Annotated in this window: 21 protein-coding genes; 11 read left to right on the top strand and 10 right to left on the bottom strand. The window is 58.2% G+C overall.

Annotated features, from left to right (window positions below; genetic code table 11):
- Positions 1-130: 130 nt before the first annotated feature.
- From BFL40_RS08090 to BFL40_RS08080, 3 genes are all read right to left on the bottom strand, one after another.
- Positions 131-313, bottom strand: coding sequence for a hypothetical protein (locus BFL40_RS08090; protein WP_071483470.1), 183 nt, complete (start codon positions 311-313; stop codon positions 131-133).
- Between the two features lie 94 nt (positions 314-407).
- Entirely contained in the window at positions 408-602 is a 195-nt protein-coding gene (locus BFL40_RS08085) for a hypothetical protein (protein ID WP_071483469.1), read from the bottom strand.
- Positions 603-836: 234 nt separating this feature from the next.
- A complete protein-coding gene (locus BFL40_RS08080) occupies positions 837-1,190 on the bottom strand; it encodes a hypothetical protein (RefSeq protein WP_053255424.1) in 354 nt (117 codons plus the stop codon).
- 156 nt (positions 1,191-1,346) lie between these two features.
- On the opposite strand from BFL40_RS08080, the gene BFL40_RS08075 reads away from it, so the two are divergent.
- On the top strand, positions 1,347-2,165 hold the full coding sequence (locus BFL40_RS08075; protein WP_071483468.1) for a shikimate 5-dehydrogenase: 819 nt from the start codon (positions 1,347-1,349) through the stop codon (positions 2,163-2,165).
- Positions 2,166-2,236: 71 nt separating this feature from the next.
- On the opposite strand, the gene BFL40_RS08070 is transcribed toward BFL40_RS08075, so the two are convergent.
- Positions 2,237-2,884, bottom strand: a complete 648-nt coding sequence (locus tag BFL40_RS08070; protein WP_071483467.1) for a YceH family protein — start codon at positions 2,882-2,884, stop codon at positions 2,237-2,239.
- A 124-nt stretch (positions 2,885-3,008) separates the two neighbouring features.
- Between BFL40_RS08070 and BFL40_RS08065 the strand changes: the two genes are divergently transcribed.
- Both BFL40_RS08065 and BFL40_RS08055 read left to right on the top strand, forming a co-directional pair.
- Positions 3,009-3,518, top strand: a complete 510-nt coding sequence (locus BFL40_RS08065) for a DUF1993 domain-containing protein (protein ID WP_071483466.1) — start codon at positions 3,009-3,011, stop codon at positions 3,516-3,518.
- Between the two features lie 165 nt (positions 3,519-3,683).
- Positions 3,684-6,905, top strand: a complete 3,222-nt coding sequence (locus BFL40_RS08055) for a hypothetical protein (RefSeq protein WP_235864755.1) — start codon at positions 3,684-3,686, stop codon at positions 6,903-6,905.
- Positions 6,906-6,969: 64 nt separating this feature from the next.
- On the opposite strand, the gene sstT is transcribed toward BFL40_RS08055, so the two are convergent.
- Positions 6,970-8,190 carry a serine/threonine transporter SstT gene (sstT, locus tag BFL40_RS08050; RefSeq protein ID WP_071483464.1) on the bottom strand — a complete coding sequence of 407 codons (1,221 nt, stop codon included), beginning with the start codon at positions 8,188-8,190 and terminating at the stop codon, positions 6,970-6,972.
- Positions 8,191-8,428: 238 nt separating this feature from the next.
- Here sstT and BFL40_RS08045 point away from each other — a divergent pair, with 238 nt between their 5' ends.
- A complete protein-coding gene (locus tag BFL40_RS08045) occupies positions 8,429-9,586 on the top strand; it encodes an MFS transporter (RefSeq protein WP_071483463.1) in 1,158 nt (385 codons plus the stop codon).
- A gap of 4 nt (positions 9,587-9,590) precedes the next feature.
- On the opposite strand, the gene nhaR is transcribed toward BFL40_RS08045, so the two are convergent.
- Positions 9,591-10,493 (bottom strand): transcriptional activator NhaR, encoded by a 903-nt coding sequence (gene nhaR / locus BFL40_RS08040; protein ID WP_071483462.1) that lies wholly within the window; start codon positions 10,491-10,493, stop codon positions 9,591-9,593.
- A gap of 134 nt (positions 10,494-10,627) precedes the next feature.
- On the opposite strand from nhaR, the gene BFL40_RS08035 reads away from it, so the two are divergent.
- The 4 genes from BFL40_RS08035 to mnmH all read left to right on the top strand — a co-directional run bounded on the left by BFL40_RS08035 (position 10,628) and on the right by mnmH (position 13,893).
- The gene (locus tag BFL40_RS08035) at positions 10,628-10,879 is read left to right on the top strand and encodes a hypothetical protein (protein WP_071483461.1); all 252 of its coding nucleotides are present in this window, start codon (positions 10,628-10,630) and stop codon (positions 10,877-10,879) included.
- Positions 10,880-10,911: 32 nt separating this feature from the next.
- Positions 10,912-11,661 (top strand): TerC family protein, encoded by a 750-nt coding sequence (locus BFL40_RS08030; protein ID WP_071483460.1) that lies wholly within the window; start codon positions 10,912-10,914, stop codon positions 11,659-11,661.
- A gap of 94 nt (positions 11,662-11,755) precedes the next feature.
- Positions 11,756-12,790 (top strand): selenide, water dikinase SelD, encoded by a 1,035-nt coding sequence (gene selD / locus BFL40_RS08025; RefSeq protein WP_071483459.1) that lies wholly within the window; start codon positions 11,756-11,758, stop codon positions 12,788-12,790.
- The gene (gene mnmH, locus BFL40_RS08020; protein WP_071483458.1) at positions 12,790-13,893 is read left to right on the top strand and encodes a tRNA 2-selenouridine(34) synthase MnmH; all 1,104 of its coding nucleotides are present in this window, start codon (positions 12,790-12,792) and stop codon (positions 13,891-13,893) included. Before selD ends, mnmH begins: the two co-directional genes overlap by 1 nt.
- Before the next feature lie 64 nt (positions 13,894-13,957).
- Here mnmH and BFL40_RS08015 read toward each other — a convergent pair whose 3' ends face one another.
- Both BFL40_RS08015 and BFL40_RS08010 read right to left on the bottom strand, forming a co-directional pair.
- Positions 13,958-15,013, bottom strand: a complete 1,056-nt coding sequence (locus BFL40_RS08015; RefSeq protein ID WP_071483457.1) for a permease — start codon at positions 15,011-15,013, stop codon at positions 13,958-13,960.
- Between the two features lie 58 nt (positions 15,014-15,071).
- Positions 15,072-15,773 (bottom strand): histidine phosphatase family protein, encoded by a 702-nt coding sequence (locus BFL40_RS08010; RefSeq protein ID WP_071483456.1) that lies wholly within the window; start codon positions 15,771-15,773, stop codon positions 15,072-15,074.
- 253 nt (positions 15,774-16,026) lie between these two features.
- On the opposite strand from BFL40_RS08010, the gene BFL40_RS08005 reads away from it, so the two are divergent.
- From BFL40_RS08005 to hemB, 3 genes are all read left to right on the top strand, one after another.
- On the top strand, positions 16,027-16,725 hold the full coding sequence (locus BFL40_RS08005) for a glutathione S-transferase N-terminal domain-containing protein (protein WP_071483455.1): 699 nt from the start codon (positions 16,027-16,029) through the stop codon (positions 16,723-16,725).
- Positions 16,726-16,728: 3 nt separating this feature from the next.
- Positions 16,729-17,571, top strand: coding sequence for a PhzF family phenazine biosynthesis protein (locus tag BFL40_RS08000; RefSeq protein ID WP_071483454.1), 843 nt, complete (start codon positions 16,729-16,731; stop codon positions 17,569-17,571).
- A gap of 130 nt (positions 17,572-17,701) precedes the next feature.
- Positions 17,702-18,676: a porphobilinogen synthase gene (gene hemB / locus BFL40_RS07995; RefSeq protein ID WP_071483453.1), complete on the top strand. Its 975-nt coding sequence runs from the start codon at positions 17,702-17,704 to the stop codon at positions 18,674-18,676.
- A 111-nt stretch (positions 18,677-18,787) separates the two neighbouring features.
- Here hemB and BFL40_RS07990 read toward each other — a convergent pair whose 3' ends face one another.
- Positions 18,788-19,102: a hypothetical protein gene (locus tag BFL40_RS07990; RefSeq protein ID WP_071483452.1), complete on the bottom strand. Its 315-nt coding sequence runs from the start codon at positions 19,100-19,102 to the stop codon at positions 18,788-18,790.
- Between the two features lies 1 nt (position 19,103).
- A partial coding sequence (locus BFL40_RS07985) for an RHS repeat domain-containing protein (RefSeq protein ID WP_256254395.1) occupies positions 19,104-20,771 on the bottom strand: 1,668 nt, incomplete at its 5' end.

Raw genomic sequence — 20,771 nt, 5'->3', positions numbered from 1 at the left:
GCCGAGCTTCCACGGAAGTTTATTGATCCAGATCTAAATGCAGTGCCGTTCAGTCACGCGTTTATCCCATCCCAGGGGTTCAGCTTTGGCGATGCCACGTTTGATTTTCTGGTGGTAATGCACGCAAGACTCAGGCGTGAAGCTTGAAGTTCGACGTTTGTTGCAGCTGTTTTTCTGCGGCGGATAACGACGTGAGCGGGCCGCTGATGGGCTCGCCATCACGGACCAAATACCAACAGGCCAGCAACCCAAGCTCCCGGAGAGGGGCGGGGACCGCGCTGCCGATTACCGACATGATCTGAACAGTGGCCATAATAAGTACCTCCAATTGCTATGGAGATCACCTTACGGGCTGCAGGTTCTGAGGAAAAATCACCTGTCTCGATAGTCGACATCAACGCCAGGCGTCAATCCACGACTTGATCCAGCATGATCACTACTTCCTGTTCACTGAGCAGGCCTTTGCGCACCAGGTTTTCCGCCAGTAACGCCAGGAATTTCGCGCTGCGGTGGCCTTCGAGGTGCTTGAGTTCGGTCAGGGCGCTGTAGACCTTGCTGGACGTACACAGGCCAGCGGTGCGGTGCGGGTTTTGCGTGGGCATGGTCAATCGTCCTTAATTGTTATTGAGTGGACTGGGTCGATAGTGAGACTGTTTCGTGACACAAACATGACAGTACGAGCCTCGGTCTAGCAAGTAGACATTCGACCTTCATGATGTGGGATTCCCGCCCTGGCATTGTCCTCACAGCGACCTTGGCAGGACGAATTCGGACTTTTCAGGCAAAAAAAGGCCCCGCGTGTGGGCGAGGCCTGTACCGATCATGTCGATTCAGCGTTACCAGCCGCGGCCGTAGTAGCCGTGGGGAGGGCCGTAATAACCGCGCGGTGGGCCGTAGTAGACCGGCGCCGGGCGGTAATAAACCTGTTGTTGCACATACACCGGGGGCGGCGGTGCGTAGTAGACCGGTGGAGGCGCGGCATAGACCGGTTGCGGTTGGACATACACCGGTTGCTGCACATAAACCGGCTGCGATTGGCTTGCAACCACAGAGCCAACGACAGCTGCGCCGACTAAAGCACCCAATACGGCCGGGCCACCCCAACCACCACCGTGGGCGGAGGCTTGGCCTGCCATAGCGAGCGCGCCAATAAGCAAGGCGATTTTGGGGATTTTACGAATCATGGTCATTCCTCGGTTAGCCCCTGCGCTTGTGGTCTGCGATCGATAGACTCAAGGATTGTCGCGGGGATACTTTTAAGACAACGTATTTCTGAAAAACAGCACGGCCGATAGGTAAAGGTTGTGTAAGGTCTGTACCGATTTGCTTCCTTCAAGGAGTTACCCATGCAGATGCACCCCAACAAGGACACCCAACTGTGCATGTCATTGTCGGCGCGCCCCGGGAATTTTGGCTTGCGGTTTCACAACCATCTGTACGAACAGTTGGGGTTGAACTTCTACTATAAAGCTTTCAGCAGCCAGGATTTACCCGGCGCGATCGGCGGTATTCGGGCATTGGGCATTCGTGGTTGCGGCGTGTCCATGCCGTTCAAGGAGGCCAGCATCGCTCTGGTTGATGAGCTGGACGACTCGGTCAAGGCCATCGCCTCCCTCAATACCATCGTCAACACGGCTGGTCATCTCAAGGCCTATAACACCGACTACATTGCCATTGAGCAACTGCTGAAAAAGCACGAAGTGCCGAAAGACTATTCATTTGCCCTGCGTGGCAGCGGCGGTATGGCCAAGGCCGTGGCCAGTGCCTTGCGCGACGGTGGTTACGCCAACGGCGTGGTTGTGGCGCGCAACGAAGCGGCGGGCCGGGCGTTGGCGCAGAGCCTGGGGTTTGAATGGCAGGCGGAACTGGGTGGCTTGCGCCCGCAGATGTTGGTCAACGTGACGCCGATCGGCATGACCGGTGGGGCGCAGGCGAATGAGTTGGCGTTTGAAGCGGGTGCCATCGATGCTGCGGACACTGTCTTCGATGTAGTGGCGATCCCCGCCGAAACGCCGCTGATCGTACGTGGACGTGCTAAAGGCAAGCGGGTGATTACCGGATTGGAAGTGATCGCGATCCAGGCGTTGGAGCAGTTTGTGCTCTACACCGGTGTGCGGCCGACGCAGGAGCAGTTTGAGGCGGCAGTGGCCTTTGCCCGAGGCTGAAGTCTTGTCAGGGGCCAATGTGGGAGCGAGCAAGTAAATCGTCGCACCGCCGCTCCCACATTTAGATCGCGTTAGGCCTGTTCCAACTGCGCCAAGCGCTCTTCCAGCGCCGCAATTCGCGCTTCCAGCTCTTCAATACGATCCACAGAAACCCCGGTTCCACGTTCCACCGGATTTCCGCGCGCCGCCAGTATCACCTCGATATCCGCCGGATCTCCCAGCGCATGGGTATAACGGTCCTCGCGCTGCCCCGCCTGACGCGGCACCAGCAGCGCCAAACCCCGTGCGATCAAGCGTTCCAGCTGGTGCACCACCTGCTCGGCATCTTCAAAATCATGCATGCGCCCGCTGCGGGTCAGCAGTTCGTTGACGGTTTGCGGCCCACGCAGGAACAGCAGCCCGATCAGGATGACTTGTGCCGGTACCAGCTCCAGTGCCTTGTCCACCCGATGTTCCCAGCGATCGGCACGGCTGCCCATGACCAGGCGGGTAAAGCCTTGGCCTTCCAGCACACGCAGGCTCTGGCCGACCTGGCCTTGGCTAAGGTTCGTCACCGGTTCGCGGCTGGTCTTCTGGTTGCAGGCCAGCACCAGGGCGTTGAGGGTCAGGGGGTAGGTTTCCGGGTTGGTTGCCTGTTTTTCGATCAGGCAGCCCAGGATGCGGATTTCCGTGCTGTTCAGGCGCGGCTCAGGGGTGTCGGTGTCGTGCTCGGCGGTCATCGCGCTTTCCCTATGCAGTGAGCCCACTAGCCTAATCCTGAAAAAATAAAAGACAAGCTGCTAGCAGCGCTGGCGGGTCTATAATCGCGGCTGGTTCCAACCCTGCCATTACCGCGAGACTGTCATGACTATTTCCCTGTACGCCGCCTCCATCCCGGTCTTCAAGCAAATGCTCACCGCCCTGAGTGATGTGCTGAACAAAGCCGAAGCCCACGCCACCGCCAAAAACATTGAGCCGAATGCACTGCTGCAAGCGCGTCTGTTCCCCGATATGTTCCAACTGGTGCGCCAGGTGCAGATCGCTGTCGACTTCGCCAAAGGCGTTTCCGCGCGCCTGGCCGAGATCGAAGTACCGAAATATGAAGATACCGAAGTGACCTTCGCCGACCTGCAAGCACTGATCGCCAAGGTCCTGGCGTTTGTCGACACCATCAAGCCTGAGCAAGTCGACGGCAAGGAAGGCATCGAGATCATCACTCGCCCAGGCACGCCGAAAGAGAAGCGCTTCAGCGGCCAGTCCTACCTGCTGACCTACGGCCTGCCGCAGTTTTTCTTCCACGTCACCACTGCTTACGCTTTGCTGCGTCACAACGGTGTAGAAGTAGGCAAGCGAGATTACATGGGCGCGTTCTAAGCCCAAGCCTGCACCACCAGCCCGGGGCGGTTCTTGAATGACCCTCCGGGCTTTTTTATGCCTGCTGTTTGCTTTGTTACATAAGTCGATGCAACCGAATGCATGGGGAAACGCAATAAAGGATTTCGATCAGCCTTACTTGTGAAAGCCTTGGAGCCTACCAACGTGAACATATCCTCCTTCCCCATGAGCACTGGAAGCTTTCATTCCGGTTCGATGCCCGGTGTACCCAACACAACGGCGATGTCTCGAACTCGGCGCGAAGTGCCGAGCAATGACGTTGAGCCTTTGCGGTCAGAGCGCGATAAAGGCAACAGTGAGCTGGCGACTCAGTATGGCGAGGCGCTTGAAAAGCGCTTCCCCGGTGAAGCGACTGTCATCTCGAACATTGCGCCCGACTCAACGTTTGGCCAATGGCGATCACAGTTGCGCAGTGCACTTGAAGACAGAGACTTCTTGGCGTGGCTCCAGAAGGAAGGGTACGACCCCTCCAGCATCGAACTCCTCCCAGAGTATGGTTCTCTGAGTGCACGCAACAGTCGCGGGCGTACACGTTTCACCTTGAAGGACAATTCTGCCTGGGCGACTTTCGCGGGCCCCATTCTGGCTGCCGCCAGTGCCTACGCGCCCAACGGAATCACCCATTCGGCCCTGTACGCCGACAGCGTGCCTCTCACCCAGGTCGCTCAATTCTATGGAGAAGAAATTCATAACGACACGACCAAAGACCGACAACGTTCTCAAGAGGTGCGCAGGAGCAACGCATTTGCGACGGTTGGCGTAGGTAACGAGCGATCTGAAGCGGCGTTGGTGGCTCAAAAAGCTCAGCTTGGCAGCAAGCGAGATTTGCTCATCTTCAGAGAGACCCTGGTCAACGCTTTGGTGGATGCACCGGATTATCTGAAGGAACAGGCGAGTTTGCATGCTTACCGCTATCTCAATGTGCCGAATCCGCCTTCATACGATGTTGATGCAGGATTGCAGTCCTTTCTGCAATCGCAACAGATCAGGCTGGATCCTGACTCTGGCTTTCACCTGAATAATCAGCCAATGGCCGGCAAGTCCGTAAACCTGTTGCAGTTCATGACCGGCAATGGCTGGGAGCACCCGGCCAATGAAGACGAACTTGATAACCTGTGTAGGGAGCTGTTCCGTTCTGTGGAGCCCCGGCAACGTCATGGTGATTTCGGTGGTGGGTTATCGTGGCCCGTCCCTCTTGATGCGCAGATGCAACAGGACATCTACAACGCCGTTGCCTATAACTCATTAAAAGTGCCCGGGTTCGACAAATTGAAACTGAGCCAGGATGCCTTTGGTTACCTGACTCAAACCGTGAAATGGACTGAAGATGAACTGAAGAACCCGCGCCAAGCTGCCTTGCATCTCCTGAACAGCCCTGCTGCAAAAGCCCTGGGTGAAGCCCTGCGTAACGAATTTGAAGGGACGGGCAGCGGCGATGACTGGGCGCTTTCGGCTCTCCAGATAGGCCTTGACTATCATGCTCTGTTGAAGCCTCACGAAAAGAACAAGGTGGCCGGCTATGATCTGTCGGCGCGCGAAAATTGGGGGAAACCGCTGTCTTCAGTCGTCAAGGGGTTGACCGAGCATCTGCGCAAGACGTATGGCGATAACGCGCCGGTTGCGGCCTACCTGCTATTGTCGCACCACGCCCCAGAGCTGCTGGTCAACGATATACCGGATAGTGTGACCTACGGTTCGCCCGCTTGGGTCAGCCTGAAATCCATCGTCGCCAAAGCCGAGATGCGCGCACCGGGCCTGGCCGTGGCCAAAACCTATGAGCAGTTGCTGAACGAGGATCTCAAACCCATTACTGCGGCGGAAAAGGAAGTTGAGGCGCAGGCAGGGCGGGAGGGCTTGATTCATTGGGCGGTGGCGGATGGCGCCATTGCAAAGCGATCGGATAACAACTACACGGATGACGAGGTTGAACGTGCTGGCGTCCTAGCCAATGAACGTTTCGATACCCTGATGAACGCCTCACAGGCGCAGCGTGCCTCTGTTCCCAGCCGCAAGGAGTTGGCGCTCAGCCTGCTGAAAGAGCATTTGTCGAAAACGCTTGGGAACATCGATCTCGAGAAAAAATTCCTGATGCCTTCGGTAGCAGAACGGGACTTGAAAGGCCCGTATTCGATACTGGATATCTATCTGAATCCCCAGCAGCACACCGTATGGGAATCCAATGATCCCTCCATCAATGTTGGGTCGTTATCTCATACACTTCGTTCACTGCCTCCGGTTAATGAACTGTTTGAGAAAAACGTTACTGACTTTGCAGACGGGTTCAAGGGGGCGTTGGACGTTTCTGTCAGACAACTGATATCGACATTGCCCGCGGACGATAGGGCGGCGCTGGAAAACGGTGAGTTGAAGTTCTACACCAAGGAAGCGTTCACCCGGACTACGACACTTCATGGCGAAACTCTGGATTTTTATACCTCTGAAGCCGATGAACCTAATGGCAAATCTGTGCTGATAGAAACGACCTACAAGGGCAAGAAGAGAGTCTACGAGGTCAGTACCCAAGAGGGTACCCTCCGTTTACAAGAGGACCTGGCGGAGGGGGTGAAAACGGGGTTAGGTACATGGCAGGGTTTACCGTTATCAACAGGGGCATTCGAATCTAAGTCCAACGTAATGATTACTGAAGTTCAAGCCGAGGGTACAGAGGACAAGGCCAAGCGGCGAGCGAAGCGTGATTCTTCATCGCCTGTACCAACGTTCAACTCCCCTAGAACGCAGTACATTGCGGATACAGTCGCTAATCAAATGTTCACGCGCAGTGAACGTGAAAACTTGATCGAAGCCGCTCGCGGGGTCACAACCTTCGATACTGAAGTGACGGTGTTCGAACAGATTCAGGCCGTGACCCGTGCGTTGATACCTTTTGCGTCGGCCATCGACAGTTTCCAAAAGGGGAAGATCGGTCAGGGGCTCATTTTCCTGGCGTTCGACATATTCGGTTTTGTAGTGGGCGGTGTGGGAGCACTCAATAGAATCTCGAAGGTGGTGAAAGTAGGTGGTTCGGTCGGTGGAAAGGCGGGCAGACTGGCTCGGGGGTTGCTCAGCGCCGCCAACCCATTTGCAGGGGGCAAGGCCATCGTGACCAGAGGCTTGCCTCTGCACATTTCAGCATTGGGCAAAGGGACTTTTTCCTGGAAGATCATTTCAACTAATCGCAGTGTTGACCGGGTTTATCAGGGCAAACCAAAGGACATTGTTGCTGGCACCGAGGGTGGTACCGGTGAGGTGAATGTCATCGCTCAACAGGATCCGGTCACCGAAAAATGGTACCGATATGACTACAAAACCAACAAGCGATATGGCACGCCGCTTGATGGCTTTGAGGTCCAAAACGCTGCCACTTGAGAGAATGTAAGTTCAGGCACCTAAGAAAGCCCGGCTCGCGAGAGACGGGCTTATTGCATAGGGTTCAGGCTGTCTGTTCTTCTTTGCCCAGGCAGGCCGCCGCGGTAAACAGCACATCGGTGGACGAGTTCAGCGCCGTTTCGGCCGAATCTTGTAGCACACCGATGATGAAGCCTACCGCCACCACCTGCATGGCGATCTCGCTGGGAATCCCAAACAGGCTGCACGCCAGGGGAATCAACAGCAGTGAACCACCGGCCACTCCTGAAGCACCGCACGCGCAGATGGCCGCGACCACGCTGAGCAGCACGGCAGTGGGCAGGTCCACGGCGATGCCCAAGGTGTGCACGGCCGCCAGGGTCAGCACGGTGATGGTGATCGCGGCACCGGCCATATTGATGGTGGCGCCCAGCGGGATCGACACCGAGTAGGTGTCTTCATGCAGGCCCAGGCGCTTGCTCAACGCCAGGTTCACCGGGATGTTTGCCGCCGAGCTGCGGGTGAAAAATGCGGTGATGCCGCTTTCGCGCAGGCACATCAGCACCAGTGGGTAGGGGTTGCGACGCAGCGTCCAGAACACGATGGCCGGGTTGACCACCAGCGCCACGAACAGCATGCAGCCGATCAGCACCACCAGCAGGTGGGCGTAGCCGAGCAGTGCACCAAAGCCGGAGGTGGCGAGGGTCGAGGCGACCAGGCCGAAGATGCCCAGGGGCGCAAAGCGGATGACCACGCGCACGATCAGCGTCACGCCGTTGGACAGGTCGTCGAGCACCATCCGGGTGGTTTCGCTGGCATGGCGAATGGCAATGCCCATACCGATGGCCCAGGCCAGAATGCCGATAAAGTTGGCATTCATCAGGGCGCTGACGGGGTTATCCACCACGCTGAGCAGCAGGCTTTGCAGGACCTCGCCGATACCGCCGGGGGCGCTGACGCTGGCGTCATGGGTGGCGAGCACCAGCGTCGAGGGAAATAACGCGCTGGCAATCACGGCGACCACGGCGGCGGCAAAGGTGCCTAGCAGGTACAGGAACAGGATCGGCTTGATATGGGTTTGCTGGCCATGTTTATGGTTGGCGATCGACGCCATCACCAGCACAAACACCAGGATTGGCGCCACGCCCTTGAGTGCGGCGACAAATACCTTGCCGATAAACCCGCTGGCCTTGGCCGCCTCGGGAGCAAGCAGCGCCAAGAGAATGCCGGCAACCAGGCCGAGGATAATTTGCGTAACCAGGCTGACACGCGCCAGTCGTTGCAGGAGGGAAGGAGCAGCAGTCATAAACACTTGTCTCTATTTTTTGAAGGCACAGCGGCGCATGCAGAAAGGGCTGTAGGACGCGGGTCGCGAAGTCTAGCATGCTGTTGTCGACGTCCCTGGCGGTGCGTCATTGCGTCACCCGCGACTGTGGGCTTTCGCCAAATCCAGACATACTCTGTTAAGATTCTCTCCTCTCATCTTTCCTCTCCGTCAGCGGGCCCTTCGGGCTGTCGTTGATGTCGTCGTTTCTGGAGTTTTCATGCTGTTTCCCATCCTGCTGCTGTCGGCCGCCGGCTTTACCGTGCTGACCACAGAATTCGTTATCGTCGGGCTGTTGCCGTCCATTGCCCGGGACCTGAATGTCAGCGTGTCTCAGGCTGGGCTGCTGGTGACGTTGTTCGCCTTTACCGTGGCGGCGTTCGGTCCTTTCCTGACGGCGTACTTTGCACGGTTCCCGCGTAAGCGCCTGTTTATCACCATCCTGATCCTGTTCGCCGTGGCCAATACCGTGGCGGCGCTGGCGCCGAATATCTGGGTGATGGCCTTGGCTCGCTTGATCCCCGCGTTGGGCTTGCCGGTGTTCTGGGCCTTGGCCAGTGAAACCGCGGTGGACATCGTCGGCCCGGAATACGCCGGGCGCGCTATCGAGAAAATCGGCTTCGGGATCGTTTGCGCCACGGTGTTCGGCATTCCCGTGGGGACCTTGATTTCTGACATGTTCGGCTGGCGCACCGCATTTGCCGTCCTCGCAGTGGTGGCGTTGGCCAAGGCCTTGCTGCTGTTCATCTACCTGCCGGTGACAGCGCCGAAGAACGATCAGGTGACGCTGCGCTCGCAGTTCAAGATCCTGCGCAACCCGTTGATGCAGGGCCATATCCTGTTATCGGTCCTGGTGTTCAGCGGCATGTTCACCGCCTATACCTACCTGGCGGACATCCTTGAGCGCCTGGCCGGGTTCGACGGTACGCTGGTGGGCTGGTGCCTGATGGGCTTTGGCGCAGTCGGCCTGATCGGCAACTCCCTTGGCGGGCGCGCTGTGGATCGCCACCCGTTGATCGCTTCAATGGTGTTCTGCGGCTTTATGATCGCGGGCATGGTGGCATTGGTCCCGGCGATTCACTCCACGGTTGGCCTGGCGGCGGCGATGGCCGTATGGGGCGTGACCCAGGCTGCGATGTTCCTGGTCAGCCATGTGCGGCTGATGAAGGCCGCGCCCCATGCGCCAGCGTTTGCAGCGTCCTTGAATATTGCCGGGGGCAATCTGGGGATTGGTCTGGGGGCGATGGTCGGTGGGCATGTGATCGACACCCTGGGCCTTGGCAGCCTGGGCTTTGCCGCTTCCGGGTTTATTTTGGTGTCGATCCTGCTGGCTCTGTGGCTGATGACTGCCAAACAACCCGTCGCCGCCAGCGCCTGAGCGGTCAGGGCAGGGCGGTAAACAGCTCGCGCCTTGCACCTTCGGTAATCGCCACGATGCCGGGGTGCTTGACCTTACGTTCCACCGAGATCGCGTAGAACGACTCGGTGACCGCATCGGTCTGGCCGATCAGCGCTACGCCGTACTGGCGCGCCACTTCCTCGGCGATCACGCTGGGGGCGATGAAAATCCCGCTGCCGGATTGACCAAATGCCTGCATTAAGGCGCTGTCGTCGAACTCGCCGATGATCTTCGGTTGAATCTGCTGCTCGGCGAACCAACGCTGCAAACGGCTACGCACCACGGTCTCCGCGCCTGGGATTAATAGCGGTGCGCCCTGCAAACATTGCGGGAAATCGCCAGCGTACCTGTCAGCCAATGCCTGGGTGGCGAAAAAACTGATGCCGCATTCCCCCAGTTTTTGGCTGTAGCCCTTGATGTCCAGGTGTGTGGGCATGGGGCTGTCGGAGATCACCAGGTCCAGGCGTTGGATCGCCAGATCGGCCAATAAGCGTTCGAGTTTGTCCTCACGGCAAGTGATGCGGATTGATTCGCTTAACTCCATGGTCGGAGCAATCAGCCGATAGACGATGGATTTTGGCACCACGTCCGCCACCCCGACCCGAAACAGGATCTGCTGCTCATCGGGCTGGGCGCGCAACATGGCCTCCAGTTCATTGCCTGTCTGGAACATCTGTTCGGCGTAGGGCAGGGCCTGTCGCCCGGCTTCGGTGAGTTCCAACTGGCGGCCGACTCGCTGAAACAACGCGATACCGAAGGTTTGCTCCAGCAGGCTGATCTGCCCGCTGATAGTCTGGGGGGTGAGGTTCAATTGCTCGCAGGCGCGCACGATGCTGCCGGTCTTGGCCACCACCCAGAAGTAGTGCAGTTGTCGATAATTCAGCATGATGGCCTACACTTCGTAAAAATCGAAGTATACGCGAGGAAAATACGAATTTTTCTGAAGTATTCATCTGCATAGAATGCCTCGCTATCGAGGGGCCACTATTTGGACCCAATGGTTCTAACGAGGAATACATCATGAAACTCAATTCCCTGGGCGCGGCATCGTTGCTTGCGCTTTCATTGGTGATGGTCAGCGGCTGTGATCAGGTTGAAAAGAGCGCGCAGCAAGTGATGGGCAAAGCCACCGAATCTGCCAAGCAAGCGATTGATGACACCCACAAGGCCGCCGAACAGGCGCTGAGTGAGGCGACCCAGGGCTTGATAAAGCCTGGCAAACAAGAAAAAGATGAAGAAAAAGCTTCTGATTCCGATAGCAAAGAAACCTAACTCCCCCAGCATCACCACGTCAGGACTGACCTATGGATTACCTTTTACAACTGGCCGCCAGCCCCACTGCCTGGGTCGCACTGGCCACTTTGATCGTCATGGAAATCGTGCTGGGCATTGATAACCTGATCTTTATCTCGATCCTCACCAACAAATTGCCGGAGAAGCACCGGGCCAAGGCGCGGCGCATCGGTATCAGCATGGCGTTGGTATTGCGCTTGGGCCTGTTGAGCACCATCGCGTTTATCGTGCAATTGACGGCGCCGGTGTTCGAAATATTCGGCCAGGCGTTTTCGTGGAAAGACATGATCCTGATCGCCGGTGGTCTGTTCCTGGTGTGGAAGGCCACGACCGAAATCCATCACAGCATGGACCCGGAACCTGAGGAGAAGGCCAGCACCGGTGCTGTTGTGTCTATCGGCTTTGCTGCGGCGATTGGCCAGATCTTGTTGCTCGACCTGGTGTTCTCCATCGACAGCATCATCACTGCCGTGGGCATGACCGAGCACCTGCCGATCATGATCATTGCCGTGGTGACCTCGGTGATCGTGATGCTGGTGGCGGCTGAACCGCTGGCCAAGTTCATCAACGACAACCCGACTGTGGTGATGTTGGCCCTGGGCTTCTTGATCATGATCGGTATGACGTTGATTGCCGAAGGCTTCGGCGCTCACGTGCCAAAAGGCTATGTGTACGCGGCCATGGCGTTCTCCGCGGTGATCGAATGCCTGAATATCGCGCGGCGTAACCGCCACAAGCGATTGCTCGCTGCCCGGCAATAACGGCTGAAACCCAAAGGCCGGCTGCGCTCTAAAGAGCCCAGCCGGCTTTTTTTCGTCTGATAGAATCCGCCCACTTGTTACCTTGAGGTCCACCATGAACGAGCCGATTCGCCTCACCCAGTACAGCCACGGCGCGGGTTGCGGCTGCAAGATTTCGCCCCAGGTGCTGGAAGTGATCCTCGCCGGCAGCGGCGCACAGAACCTCGACCCCAACCTGTGGGTGGGCAACGCCTCGCGTGACGATGCGGCGGTGTACGCCATTGACGACGAGCGTGGTGTGGTCTCCACCACCGATTTTTTCATGCCGATTGTCGATGATCCGTTCGACTTCGGCCGTATTGCCGCCACCAACGCGATCAGCGACATCTATGCCATGGGCGGTGATCCGTTGATGGCCATCGCCATACTGGGCTGGCCGGTGAATGTACTGGCACCCGAAGTGGCTCGCGAAGTCATCCGTGGCGGCCGCTCGGTGTGCGACGCCGCTGGTATCCCGCTGGCGGGCGGGCACTCCATCGACGCGCCGGAGCCGATCTTCGGCTTGGCCGTGACCGGCATCGTGCAAAAGCGCCATATGAAACGTAACGACACGGCCACCGCCGGCTGCAAGTTGTACCTGACCAAACCGCTGGGCATTGGCATCCTCACCACTGCCGAAAAAAAGGGCAAATTGCGCGAGGCGGATATCGGTCTGGCCCGCGACTGGATGTGCACGCTCAATAAGCCCGGTAGCCGTTTCGGCAAATTGCCGGGCGTGACGGCCATGACGGATGTCACCGGCTTCGGCCTGTTGGGCCATCTGGTGGAAATGGCTGACGGCAGTGGGCTTACTGCGCGTATCGAATACCAGAAGGTCCCGCGCCTGGCGGGGATCGAGGACTACCTGGACCAGGGCTGCATGCCCGGTGGCACCTTGCGCAACTTCGACAGCTATTCGAGCAAGCTCGGGCGCCTGCAGGAACTGCACAAACGCGTGCTGTGTGACCCGCAGACCAGCGGTGGCCTGCTGATCGCCGTCACCCCGGACGGCGACGCCGAATTCCACACGGTGGCCGCCGAACTGGGCCTGAGCCTTGAGCCGATCGGCGAACTGGTTGAGCGACAGACTTACGCGGTAGAGGTGTTCTGATGGCAATTGATATCACCGACTACCGCGACATCTTCCTCAACGATCGGCCGATGATGGATACCCGTGCACCGATCGAGTTCACCAAGGGCGCGTTTCCCGGGGTGATCAACCTGCCGCTGATGACCGACGACGAACGCCAGCGGGTCGGGACCTGCTATAAGCAGCAGGGTCAGCAAGCCGCCATCGTGCTCGGGCATGAACTGGTGTCGGGGGCGATCAAGGCAGATCGTATCGAGCAGTGGGCGCGGTTCGCCCAAGCCAATCCTGGCGGTTACCTGTACTGCTTTCGCGGCGGGCTGCGTTCGCAGATTGTGCAGCAGTGGTTGAAGACCGAGGCGGGCATCGACTATCCCCGTGTCGGCGGTGGCTACAAGGCCATGCGTACCTTTCTGTTGGACACCGTGGAGCAAGCGACTGTCGAGTGTGACTTCGTATTGCTTGGAGGCATGACCGGCACCGGCAAAACTGAGGTGCTGGGCCAGTTGCGCAACGCCCTGGACCTTGAAGGCCATGCCAATCACCGGGGCTCCAGCTTCGGCAAGCGCGCCACGGCGCAACCGTCCAACATCGACTTCGAAAACCGCCTGGCGGTGGACCTGCTGAAAAAACGCGCGGGCGGTATCGAGCAGTTTGTCATCGAAGACGAAAGTCGCATGATTGGAAGCTGCGCGCTGCCATTGCCGCTGCACAAGGGCATGCAGACGTCCCCGATGGTGTGGCTGCAAGACAGTGTTGAAAGCCGGGTCGAACGGATCCTGCGTGATTACGTGGTCGACCTCTGCGCCGAGTTTATCGCGGTATTTGGCGAAACCGGTCAGGGCTTGTTCGCCGAGCGCCTGACCCAGAGCCTGGCCAATATCCACAAGCGTTTGGGCGGCGAGCGCTTCCAGCGGCTGCAGGCAATTTTGCAGGATGCTCTGGCGGAACAGGCGCGCAGCGCAGCGGTGGACCTGCATCGGGAGTGGATTGAAGGGTTGCTGCGCGAGTATTACGACCCGATGTACGCCTTCCAGCGTGAAAGCAAAGGCACACGGATCGAGTTTGCGGGGGAGCAGGGCGCAGTGGTTGAGTACCTGCGCGAGCGGACTGCCAGACGGGAATAATGGGGTGGATATAAGAGCCCCTTCGCAGGCTTGCTCGCGAAAGGGGCATCAACCTTACCCAAAACTAAAGAATCACCGCCCCGATCAAGCCACACACCACACCCACCAGCATCGTCAGCCCGGCCACTGTCACCAGCACCCGCGCGTCGAAATCCTTACGCAGCATCAGCAGTGACGGCAGGCTCACGCTGGGCAGGGTCATCAGCAAGGCCACGGCCGGGCCGGTGCCCATGCCCAAGGTCATCATGGTTTGTACGATAGGAATCTCGGCTGCTGTAGGAATCACGAACAGTGTTCCGACGATCGCCAGCGGTACCAGCCACACCAAGCTGTTGGCCATGGCCCCGTCGACATGGGGGAACAGCCACACCCGCGCCGCGCCCAATGCCAGCACGGCGACGATATAGATTGGGATCGTGCTCCAGAACAGCTGCCAAAGGGTACGCAACCAACGGCTCAGAAACGCTTGCGACTCGGTCTGGCTGACATCGGCCACCGCGTCCAGCGCAGCTTCGGGTACTTGGTCAGGGCGGGCAACTCGCTGCGCCACCAGCGACACGCCCACCACCAGCACAACCCCCGCGACCAGTCGCAGCGCGGTAAAGCCCCAACCCAGCACAAACCCCATGAACACCAGCGTTGCCGGGTTCAACACTGGGTTGGCAATCCAGAACGCCAGCGCAGCACCCACTGACACCTGCTGACGGCGCATGCCGGCTGCCACCGGTGCTGCGCAGCAACTGCACATCATCCCCGGCAAGGCGAACAGCCCGCCGCGCACGGTCGAACCCAGCCCGGCACGGCCAAACAGGCGCAGTAGCCAGTCGCGGGGGATCAACACTTGCAGCAGCGAACCCAGAATCACCGCCAGCACAGCCGCCTTCCAGATCGCCAGGAAATACACTTGGGCATAGGCCAGCGCCGCGGCCAGTGGCGAACTTTGCTGATCGTTGAGAATAGAAGCGCCGATGCTGTGGTTATCAGCGGCGACAAATGCCTTGAGGTAGTAGGGCGACCACTTCACGTAGTAGAGGCCGATGCAGGCAACCAGCACGAACAGTGCTGGCTTCCACCAGAATGACCAGCCCCGGTTGGGCTGGGTGGAGATGAGGTTGGGCATGGTGCAGATCCGCAGAGGGTTCAATAGCGGGGCATCATACGCCTGTGTCGCTCAGGCTTCAGATATCCGCGCTGACCTGAGTTGCATCCGGGCAAGTCTGTTGGCCGTTGTTCAGGCCCTGCTTGTAGTTGCGACTCAGCAGCGATGCTTTGCCGTTGTGCCAGGTCAACGTCAGCACATACAGCGAGTCGTAGTCGCTGCCGGACCAGTCCTCGGTGAGGGTGTGCTTTTCACCTGAGGCTTCACTGGCCACTTTGTTGATCAGCTCCGGTAAGTAGCCATGGGACCAGGCGGTGTAAATGACCGCGTTGTGGTACTTGTCTTCCACCAGTTCGTCGGCGAGGGCATTGGTGTCGTTGGCTGAAAAATTGATGTTCACCGGCAGGCCGAGTTTGATGGCGCTGGGGCCGATGGTCATCAGCGGCCGAATGTAGCTGTAAGAATTGTCATGCTCACCTTCTTCAACGTTGCGCGTTGGGTTGGCGGCAAACACGTAGTTGGCCTTGCCGAATTTTTCCGGCAGCACCGTCGCCAGGTTCATCGCGCGGTTCAGGCCCTGGCAATTGAGCTGGCCCAGGCCGCCGGCGGGTTTTTCGCCGTGACGCAGAAATACCAGGGTTTGCACACCGTCTACCGGTTCGGCGCTACTGAGCGGGGATTCGAGGACCAAACCGATCGCGCCGCCCAGTAACAGCAGCGACGGCAGGATGTAGGTGTAGCGTTTGAGTCGTTGCGCAAGGCACAGAGGCTTGATTGTCATTGTAGTTTCGAGTCTTCGTGCTTCGGATTAAGGCGTAAAAGCCTGGCCCCAGTGACGCGCTCGGCGCCCTGCGGTTATTCCCTGTCGTTGCTAAAAGGTGGGTTCTTTCACCGTGTTGGCGCACGTAAGAGTGCCTGCCGGCGCTTTGGTTCGCCTGCGCGTGAGCCTAGCATGGCTATGTTGCGCAATGATGATCCATGCAGGACGGTGGGCAGATGACTATTATGGGGACTTTCTGTCCAGGGATTTCCCGATGAACGCACTCGCCGCTTTCCCGATCAACAGCAAATGGCCCGCCCAACACCCGGAACGCTTGCAGCTGTATTCGTTGCCCACGCCTAATGGCGTCAAAGTGTCGATCATGCTTGAAGAGCTGGGCCTGCCCTATGAAGCACACAAGGTCAGTTTCGAGACCCAGGACCAGTTGTCCCCCGAGTTCTTGTCCCTGAACCCCAACAACAAGATCCCCGCTATCATCGATCCTAATGGCCCGAGCGGTCAGCCGTTGGCGTTGTTCGAGTCCGGCGCAATCTTGATTTACCTGGCGGAAAAAACCAGCCAATTACTCTCTGAAGACCCGGCCACTCGCTACGAAACCATTCAATGGCTGATGTTCCAGATGGCCGGTATCGGCCCGATGTTCGGTCAGGTGGGGTTCTTCAACAAATTTGCCGGTAAGACCTACGAAGATAAACGTCCGCGTGATCGTTACGCTGCGGAGTCCCGGCGTTTGCTGGACGTCCTGGAAAAACGCCTGCTGGGCCGTACCTGGATCATGGGCGACGACTACAGCATCGCCGACATCGCGACCTTCCCGTGGATTCGCAACCTGATAGGTTTTTACGAATCCGGCGACCTGGTGGGCATCGCCGATTTCCCTAATGTGTTGCGCGTGCTGGACGGCTTTGTCGCACGTCCGGCGGTGATCCGTGGCCTGAGTATTCCGAGCTAAAGCATGCCGACTTTCGATTTCAAGCAACTGGATGTATTCAGCAGCGTCTCGCTCAAAGGCAACCCACTGGCGGTAGTACTGGGCGCTGACAGCCTCACCGACCAGCAAATGGCCGACTTCGCCAACTGGACCAACCTCAGCGAAACCACGTTTTTGCTGACGCCGCGCGATCCGCAGGCTGACTATCGGGTAAGAATTTTCACCACGCTCGAAGAGTTGCCGTTTGCCGGGCACCCGACGCTGGGCAGTTGCCACGCGTGGCTGCAAGCGGGGGGCATCCCGAAAGGCCAGGAGATTATCCAGGAGTGCGAAATCGGCTTGGTGCGTATCCGTCGCCAAGGAAATGAGTTGGCGTTTATTGCTCCGCCGTTATTGCGTTCGGGTTCAGTGGAGGCTCCCTTGTTGGAGCGCGTGCGTTTGGCGCTGAGCTTGGCTCCGGGGGCCATTGTGCGCAGCCAGTGGGTCGATAATGGCGCGGGCTGGCTGGCGGTGATGCTGGCCGATCGCGACCAAGTGCTGAGCTTGCAGCCGGACTATTCGCAGCTGCACGGTTTGGCTGTGGGCGTAATCGCGCCCTGCGACCCTACACGCGACGATGTAGACACACATTTCGAAGTGCGCGGTTTTATCGCCGGCGACGGAGCCCCGGAAGATCCGGCCACCGGCAGCCTGAATGCCGGCGTTGCCCAATGGCTGCTGGGTGAGGGCTTTGCGCCCGACCGCTACATGGTCAGCCAAGGTACGGCCATGGGGCGCGCGGGGCGTATTCGCGTAGAGCGCGAGGGTGATGAAATCTGGATCGGCGGTGCAGTCGCGGTGTGCATCGAAGGGCGTCTACAGCTCTAGGTCAATGAATTGTTACGGGCCTCGCAATACACTGTTGGCCCCTTGGCGTTTGTACTGCTTATGCCGTGGGCATAAGCTTTCGCCCCAAAGATTTCCGCCTCTACTGTTTTAGAATCCAGTCAGGAAAACCATGACCAGCCAGTTCCCCCAAACCCGCCCACGCCGCCTGCGCCGCTCGCCGGAGCTGCGTGGCTTGTTCCAGGAAACCGAATTCACCCTCAACGACCTGGTGTTGCCGATTTTCGTCGAAGAAGAAATCGACGACTTCGTCCCGATCACCAGCATGCCGGGGGTGCAGCGTATCCCAGAGAAGAAACTGGCCGGTGAGATCGAGCGTTATGCCCGCGCCGGGATCAAGTCGGTGATGACCTTTGGCGTGTCCCACCATCTGGACGCCAGCGGCAGCGATACCTGGAAAGAACGTGGCCTGGTTTCGCGCATGTCCTCGATCATCAAGGACGCTGTGCCGGAAATGATCGTAATGTCCGACACCTGCTTCTGCGAATACACCGACCACGGCCACTGCGGCGTGATGCACGGTGCCCATGTCGACAACGACGCCACTCTGGTCAACCTCGGTAAACAAGCTGTGGCCGCAGCCCGCGCCGGTGCTGACGTAATCGCGCCGTCGGCGGCAATGGACGGCCAGGTCCAGGCGATTCGCCGTGCCCTGGATGACGCCGGTTTCACCCATATCCCGATCATGGCCTACTCCACCAAATTCGCCTCGGCCCTCTATGGCCCGTTCCGCGAAGCTGGCGGCAGCGCCCTCAAGGGCGACCGCAAAAGCTACCAGATGAACCCAATGAACCGCCGCGAAGCCGTGCGCGAATCCTTGCTGGACGAACAGGAAGGCGCGGACGCGCTGATGGTCAAGCCGGCGGGTGCTTACCTCGACATCATTCGCGACATCCGCGAAGCCTCGCGTTTGCCGGTGGCGGCGTACCAGGTCAGTGGTGAGTACGCGATGATCAAGTTTGGTGCTCAGGCTGGGGCGATTGATGAGGATCGCGTGGTGCGTGAGACGTTGGGGTCTATCAAGCGTGCTGGGGCGGATTTGATTTTTACGTACTTTGCAATGGATTTGGCGTTGGCGGGGATTTGATAGACACTCGTAATTCTGTGGCGAGCGGACTTGCTCGTCACAGGTTTGCTGGCCTGTTGAAACGGCAATGCGAAGTCCAAAGAGTCCGGATGGGCTCCGGACGCTTTTTGTTTACGTTTCTTCAGCTCTGTAGCTACCGGCAACCACTACAAAGATAACCTCTCCACCGTTGCTTGATGTGAAGCAATAGCTTGTTCCTGTTTCGCCTATCTCCAACCTTTCTGCCTCTTTAGCGAGCGGGGAGTTTTCCTCTTCGTACATGTCGCATATTTCGGCGCCAACCGCGCTTATGCCTTGAAATGCGATGAGACCTTCAAAAGTTATCACCCATGATTTTTCTTGCCAGTCTGTGAACTCCATTAACAATGTGTTTCGGCAGCAGGTTACTTTTTCAATTGTTCCGTCAGAAACGGGGAATTTTGTCATGTCAGGTACCTGGGTGTCGTTCGCCCGGCAAGAAGCCGGTTCCATGACCGGGCTCATAGTTTTCGGGTTTTACCTTCATTAGCAGCTTCTGTTTTTCTGCCTGATTCCAACTCAACTTATTTGGTTTGAGTTCTATGTGGTAATGCTCTCCGTGATGTCTTGGTACATGGGGGCCTTTGTCTCCCGGATGGCTTTCAAACCTTATTCGAGTATCGCTGTTTGGCCTCCATTCCACTCTCTGAGTATCGTGCTTCGTCTTGGAGATTTTAGGGGCTACACCTAAGACTTTTGTTAAGTCATTCGGGTCATTTGGGAAACGGTGGTGCGCATCTGGTAGAGGCGGTGCGCCCTCTTCAAACCGGTGTTGTCGTGCTGGATCATCAATTCCGAGTGATGACTTGCATCCTTCGCTACCCGGACACGCGCTCAATCCTAGGGGGTCTACCCATCCCGTAGGGTTTGGAACGTACTGGTATGCGTTGATCCCACCCGCCAGTTTCACCGGATCAGGCGTCAGGTAACGACCAATATCCGGATTGTAGTAGCGATGGCGGTTGTAGTGCAGACCGCTTTCGGGGTCGAAGTATTGGCCCTGGAAACGCAGCGGGTTGTCGATTTTATTGATGTCTAGGCGAGCAATTTCACCGTAGGCGCGGTAGTGCGCGGACCAGACGATTTCGCCGTCTCGGTCGGTCAGCTCTTGTGGGGTGCCGAGGTGGTCGAGTTGATAGTGGAAGGGCTGGGTGTCTTTTGGACCAAAACCTTCCAGCAGAGCTAACGGGCGGAAGCTGTCCGGCTCGTAGAGGTAGCTGCGGTGGCGATCGGCGTGGTGCTCGGCAATCAGCTTGTCGCCTTGCCAGAAAAACTCCGTGGTTTTGCTGTCGACGGTTTTGCTGATGCGCCGACCAAATGGGTCGTAGCGATAGCTGGCGGTTTGGCCGTTGGGTTGGGTAATGCCGATCAGCCGGTGTTGGCAGTCGTAGCGGTATTCGGTGACGAGTTGATGGCCTTTGCCACGCCGTTCACGAATCAGATTGCCGAAGGCGTCATAGTCGTAATGGTGATCGCCCTGGATCATCAGGCGGTTACCCGCGACGATGTCCGGGCCAGGGCGGTCTTGCATCAACAGGTTGCCAGCGGGGTCGTGGCCGAAGCGTTCTTGCACGTCTTGCGAGTGATCGACGCGGGTCAGGCGGGCGAGGGGGTCGTACTGGTAGTGGTGTTCGCCTTTGCGGGTGTCGAGGATTCGGCTGAGGTTGCCGGTTTTGTCGTAGTCGTATTGGCGTTGGTAGAGGTCATGTTTTTGTTGGCTGACGACATGGGCGTGCAAGCGGTTTTGTTCGTCGTACTGGTAGTGGCTGACCAATTGGCCTTGTTGGCGCTGGCGTTCGCGGCCTGCCTTGAATAGATGGGAGGTGAGGGTGTCACCGTTCAGTTCGACGGTGGCGAGATGGCCGCCTTTTCCATGATTGAACGTGAGGCGGTTGTTGTCCGGCAGGCGTAGGTTTTTAAGATGGCCGCAGGCGTCATAGCCGTAGCGCAGGGTGCCCCAACCTTGGTGTTCGGCGGTGAGGCGGTTTTGGCTGTCGTATTCGTAGGCCAGCGCCCAGTGGCCGTCTTCGACGCCCAGGAGGTTGCCTCGGCGGTCGTAGGTGTAATCGACGATTTT

The sequence above is a fragment of the Pseudomonas costantinii genome (assembly GCF_001870435.1).
Taxonomy (GTDB): Bacteria; Pseudomonadota; Gammaproteobacteria; order Pseudomonadales; family Pseudomonadaceae; genus Aquipseudomonas; species Aquipseudomonas costantinii.
This window is presented reverse-complemented; position numbering and strand designations above follow the sequence as displayed.

Excerpts from the sequence above, each read along its gene's own strand:
- BFL40_RS08070 (WP_071483467.1), bottom strand. The coding sequence starts at position 2,884 with ATGACCGCCGAGCACGACACCGACACCCCTGAGCCGCGCCTGAACAGC.
- BFL40_RS08075 (WP_071483468.1), top strand. The coding sequence starts at position 1,347 with ATGCAGATGCACCCCAACAAGGACACCCAACTGTGCATGTCATTGTCG.
- hemB (WP_071483453.1), top strand. The coding sequence starts at position 17,702 with ATGACCAGCCAGTTCCCCCAAACCCGCCCACGCCGCCTGCGCCGCTCG.
- nhaR (WP_071483462.1), bottom strand. The coding sequence starts at position 10,493 with ATGCTGAATTATCGACAACTGCACTACTTCTGGGTGGTGGCCAAGACC.
- sstT (WP_071483464.1), bottom strand. The coding sequence starts at position 8,190 with ATGACTGCTGCTCCTTCCCTCCTGCAACGACTGGCGCGTGTCAGCCTG.
- BFL40_RS08005 (WP_071483455.1), top strand. The coding sequence starts at position 16,027 with ATGAACGCACTCGCCGCTTTCCCGATCAACAGCAAATGGCCCGCCCAA.
- BFL40_RS08035 (WP_071483461.1), top strand. The coding sequence starts at position 10,628 with ATGAAACTCAATTCCCTGGGCGCGGCATCGTTGCTTGCGCTTTCATTG.
- BFL40_RS08010 (WP_071483456.1), bottom strand. The coding sequence starts at position 15,773 with ATGACAATCAAGCCTCTGTGCCTTGCGCAACGACTCAAACGCTACACC.
- BFL40_RS07990 (WP_071483452.1), bottom strand. The coding sequence starts at position 19,102 with ATGACAAAATTCCCCGTTTCTGACGGAACAATTGAAAAAGTAACCTGC.
- mnmH (WP_071483458.1), top strand. The coding sequence starts at position 12,790 with ATGGCAATTGATATCACCGACTACCGCGACATCTTCCTCAACGATCGG.
- BFL40_RS08000 (WP_071483454.1), top strand. The coding sequence starts at position 16,729 with ATGCCGACTTTCGATTTCAAGCAACTGGATGTATTCAGCAGCGTCTCG.
- BFL40_RS08080 (WP_053255424.1), bottom strand. The coding sequence starts at position 1,190 with ATGACCATGATTCGTAAAATCCCCAAAATCGCCTTGCTTATTGGCGCG.
- BFL40_RS08015 (WP_071483457.1), bottom strand. The coding sequence starts at position 15,013 with ATGCCCAACCTCATCTCCACCCAGCCCAACCGGGGCTGGTCATTCTGG.
- BFL40_RS08045 (WP_071483463.1), top strand. The coding sequence starts at position 8,429 with ATGCTGTTTCCCATCCTGCTGCTGTCGGCCGCCGGCTTTACCGTGCTG.
- selD (WP_071483459.1), top strand. The coding sequence starts at position 11,756 with ATGAACGAGCCGATTCGCCTCACCCAGTACAGCCACGGCGCGGGTTGC.
- BFL40_RS08090 (WP_071483470.1), bottom strand. The coding sequence starts at position 313 with ATGGCCACTGTTCAGATCATGTCGGTAATCGGCAGCGCGGTCCCCGCC.
- BFL40_RS08065 (WP_071483466.1), top strand. The coding sequence starts at position 3,009 with ATGACTATTTCCCTGTACGCCGCCTCCATCCCGGTCTTCAAGCAAATG.
- BFL40_RS08085 (WP_071483469.1), bottom strand. The coding sequence starts at position 602 with ATGCCCACGCAAAACCCGCACCGCACCGCTGGCCTGTGTACGTCCAGC.
- BFL40_RS08030 (WP_071483460.1), top strand. The coding sequence starts at position 10,912 with ATGGATTACCTTTTACAACTGGCCGCCAGCCCCACTGCCTGGGTCGCA.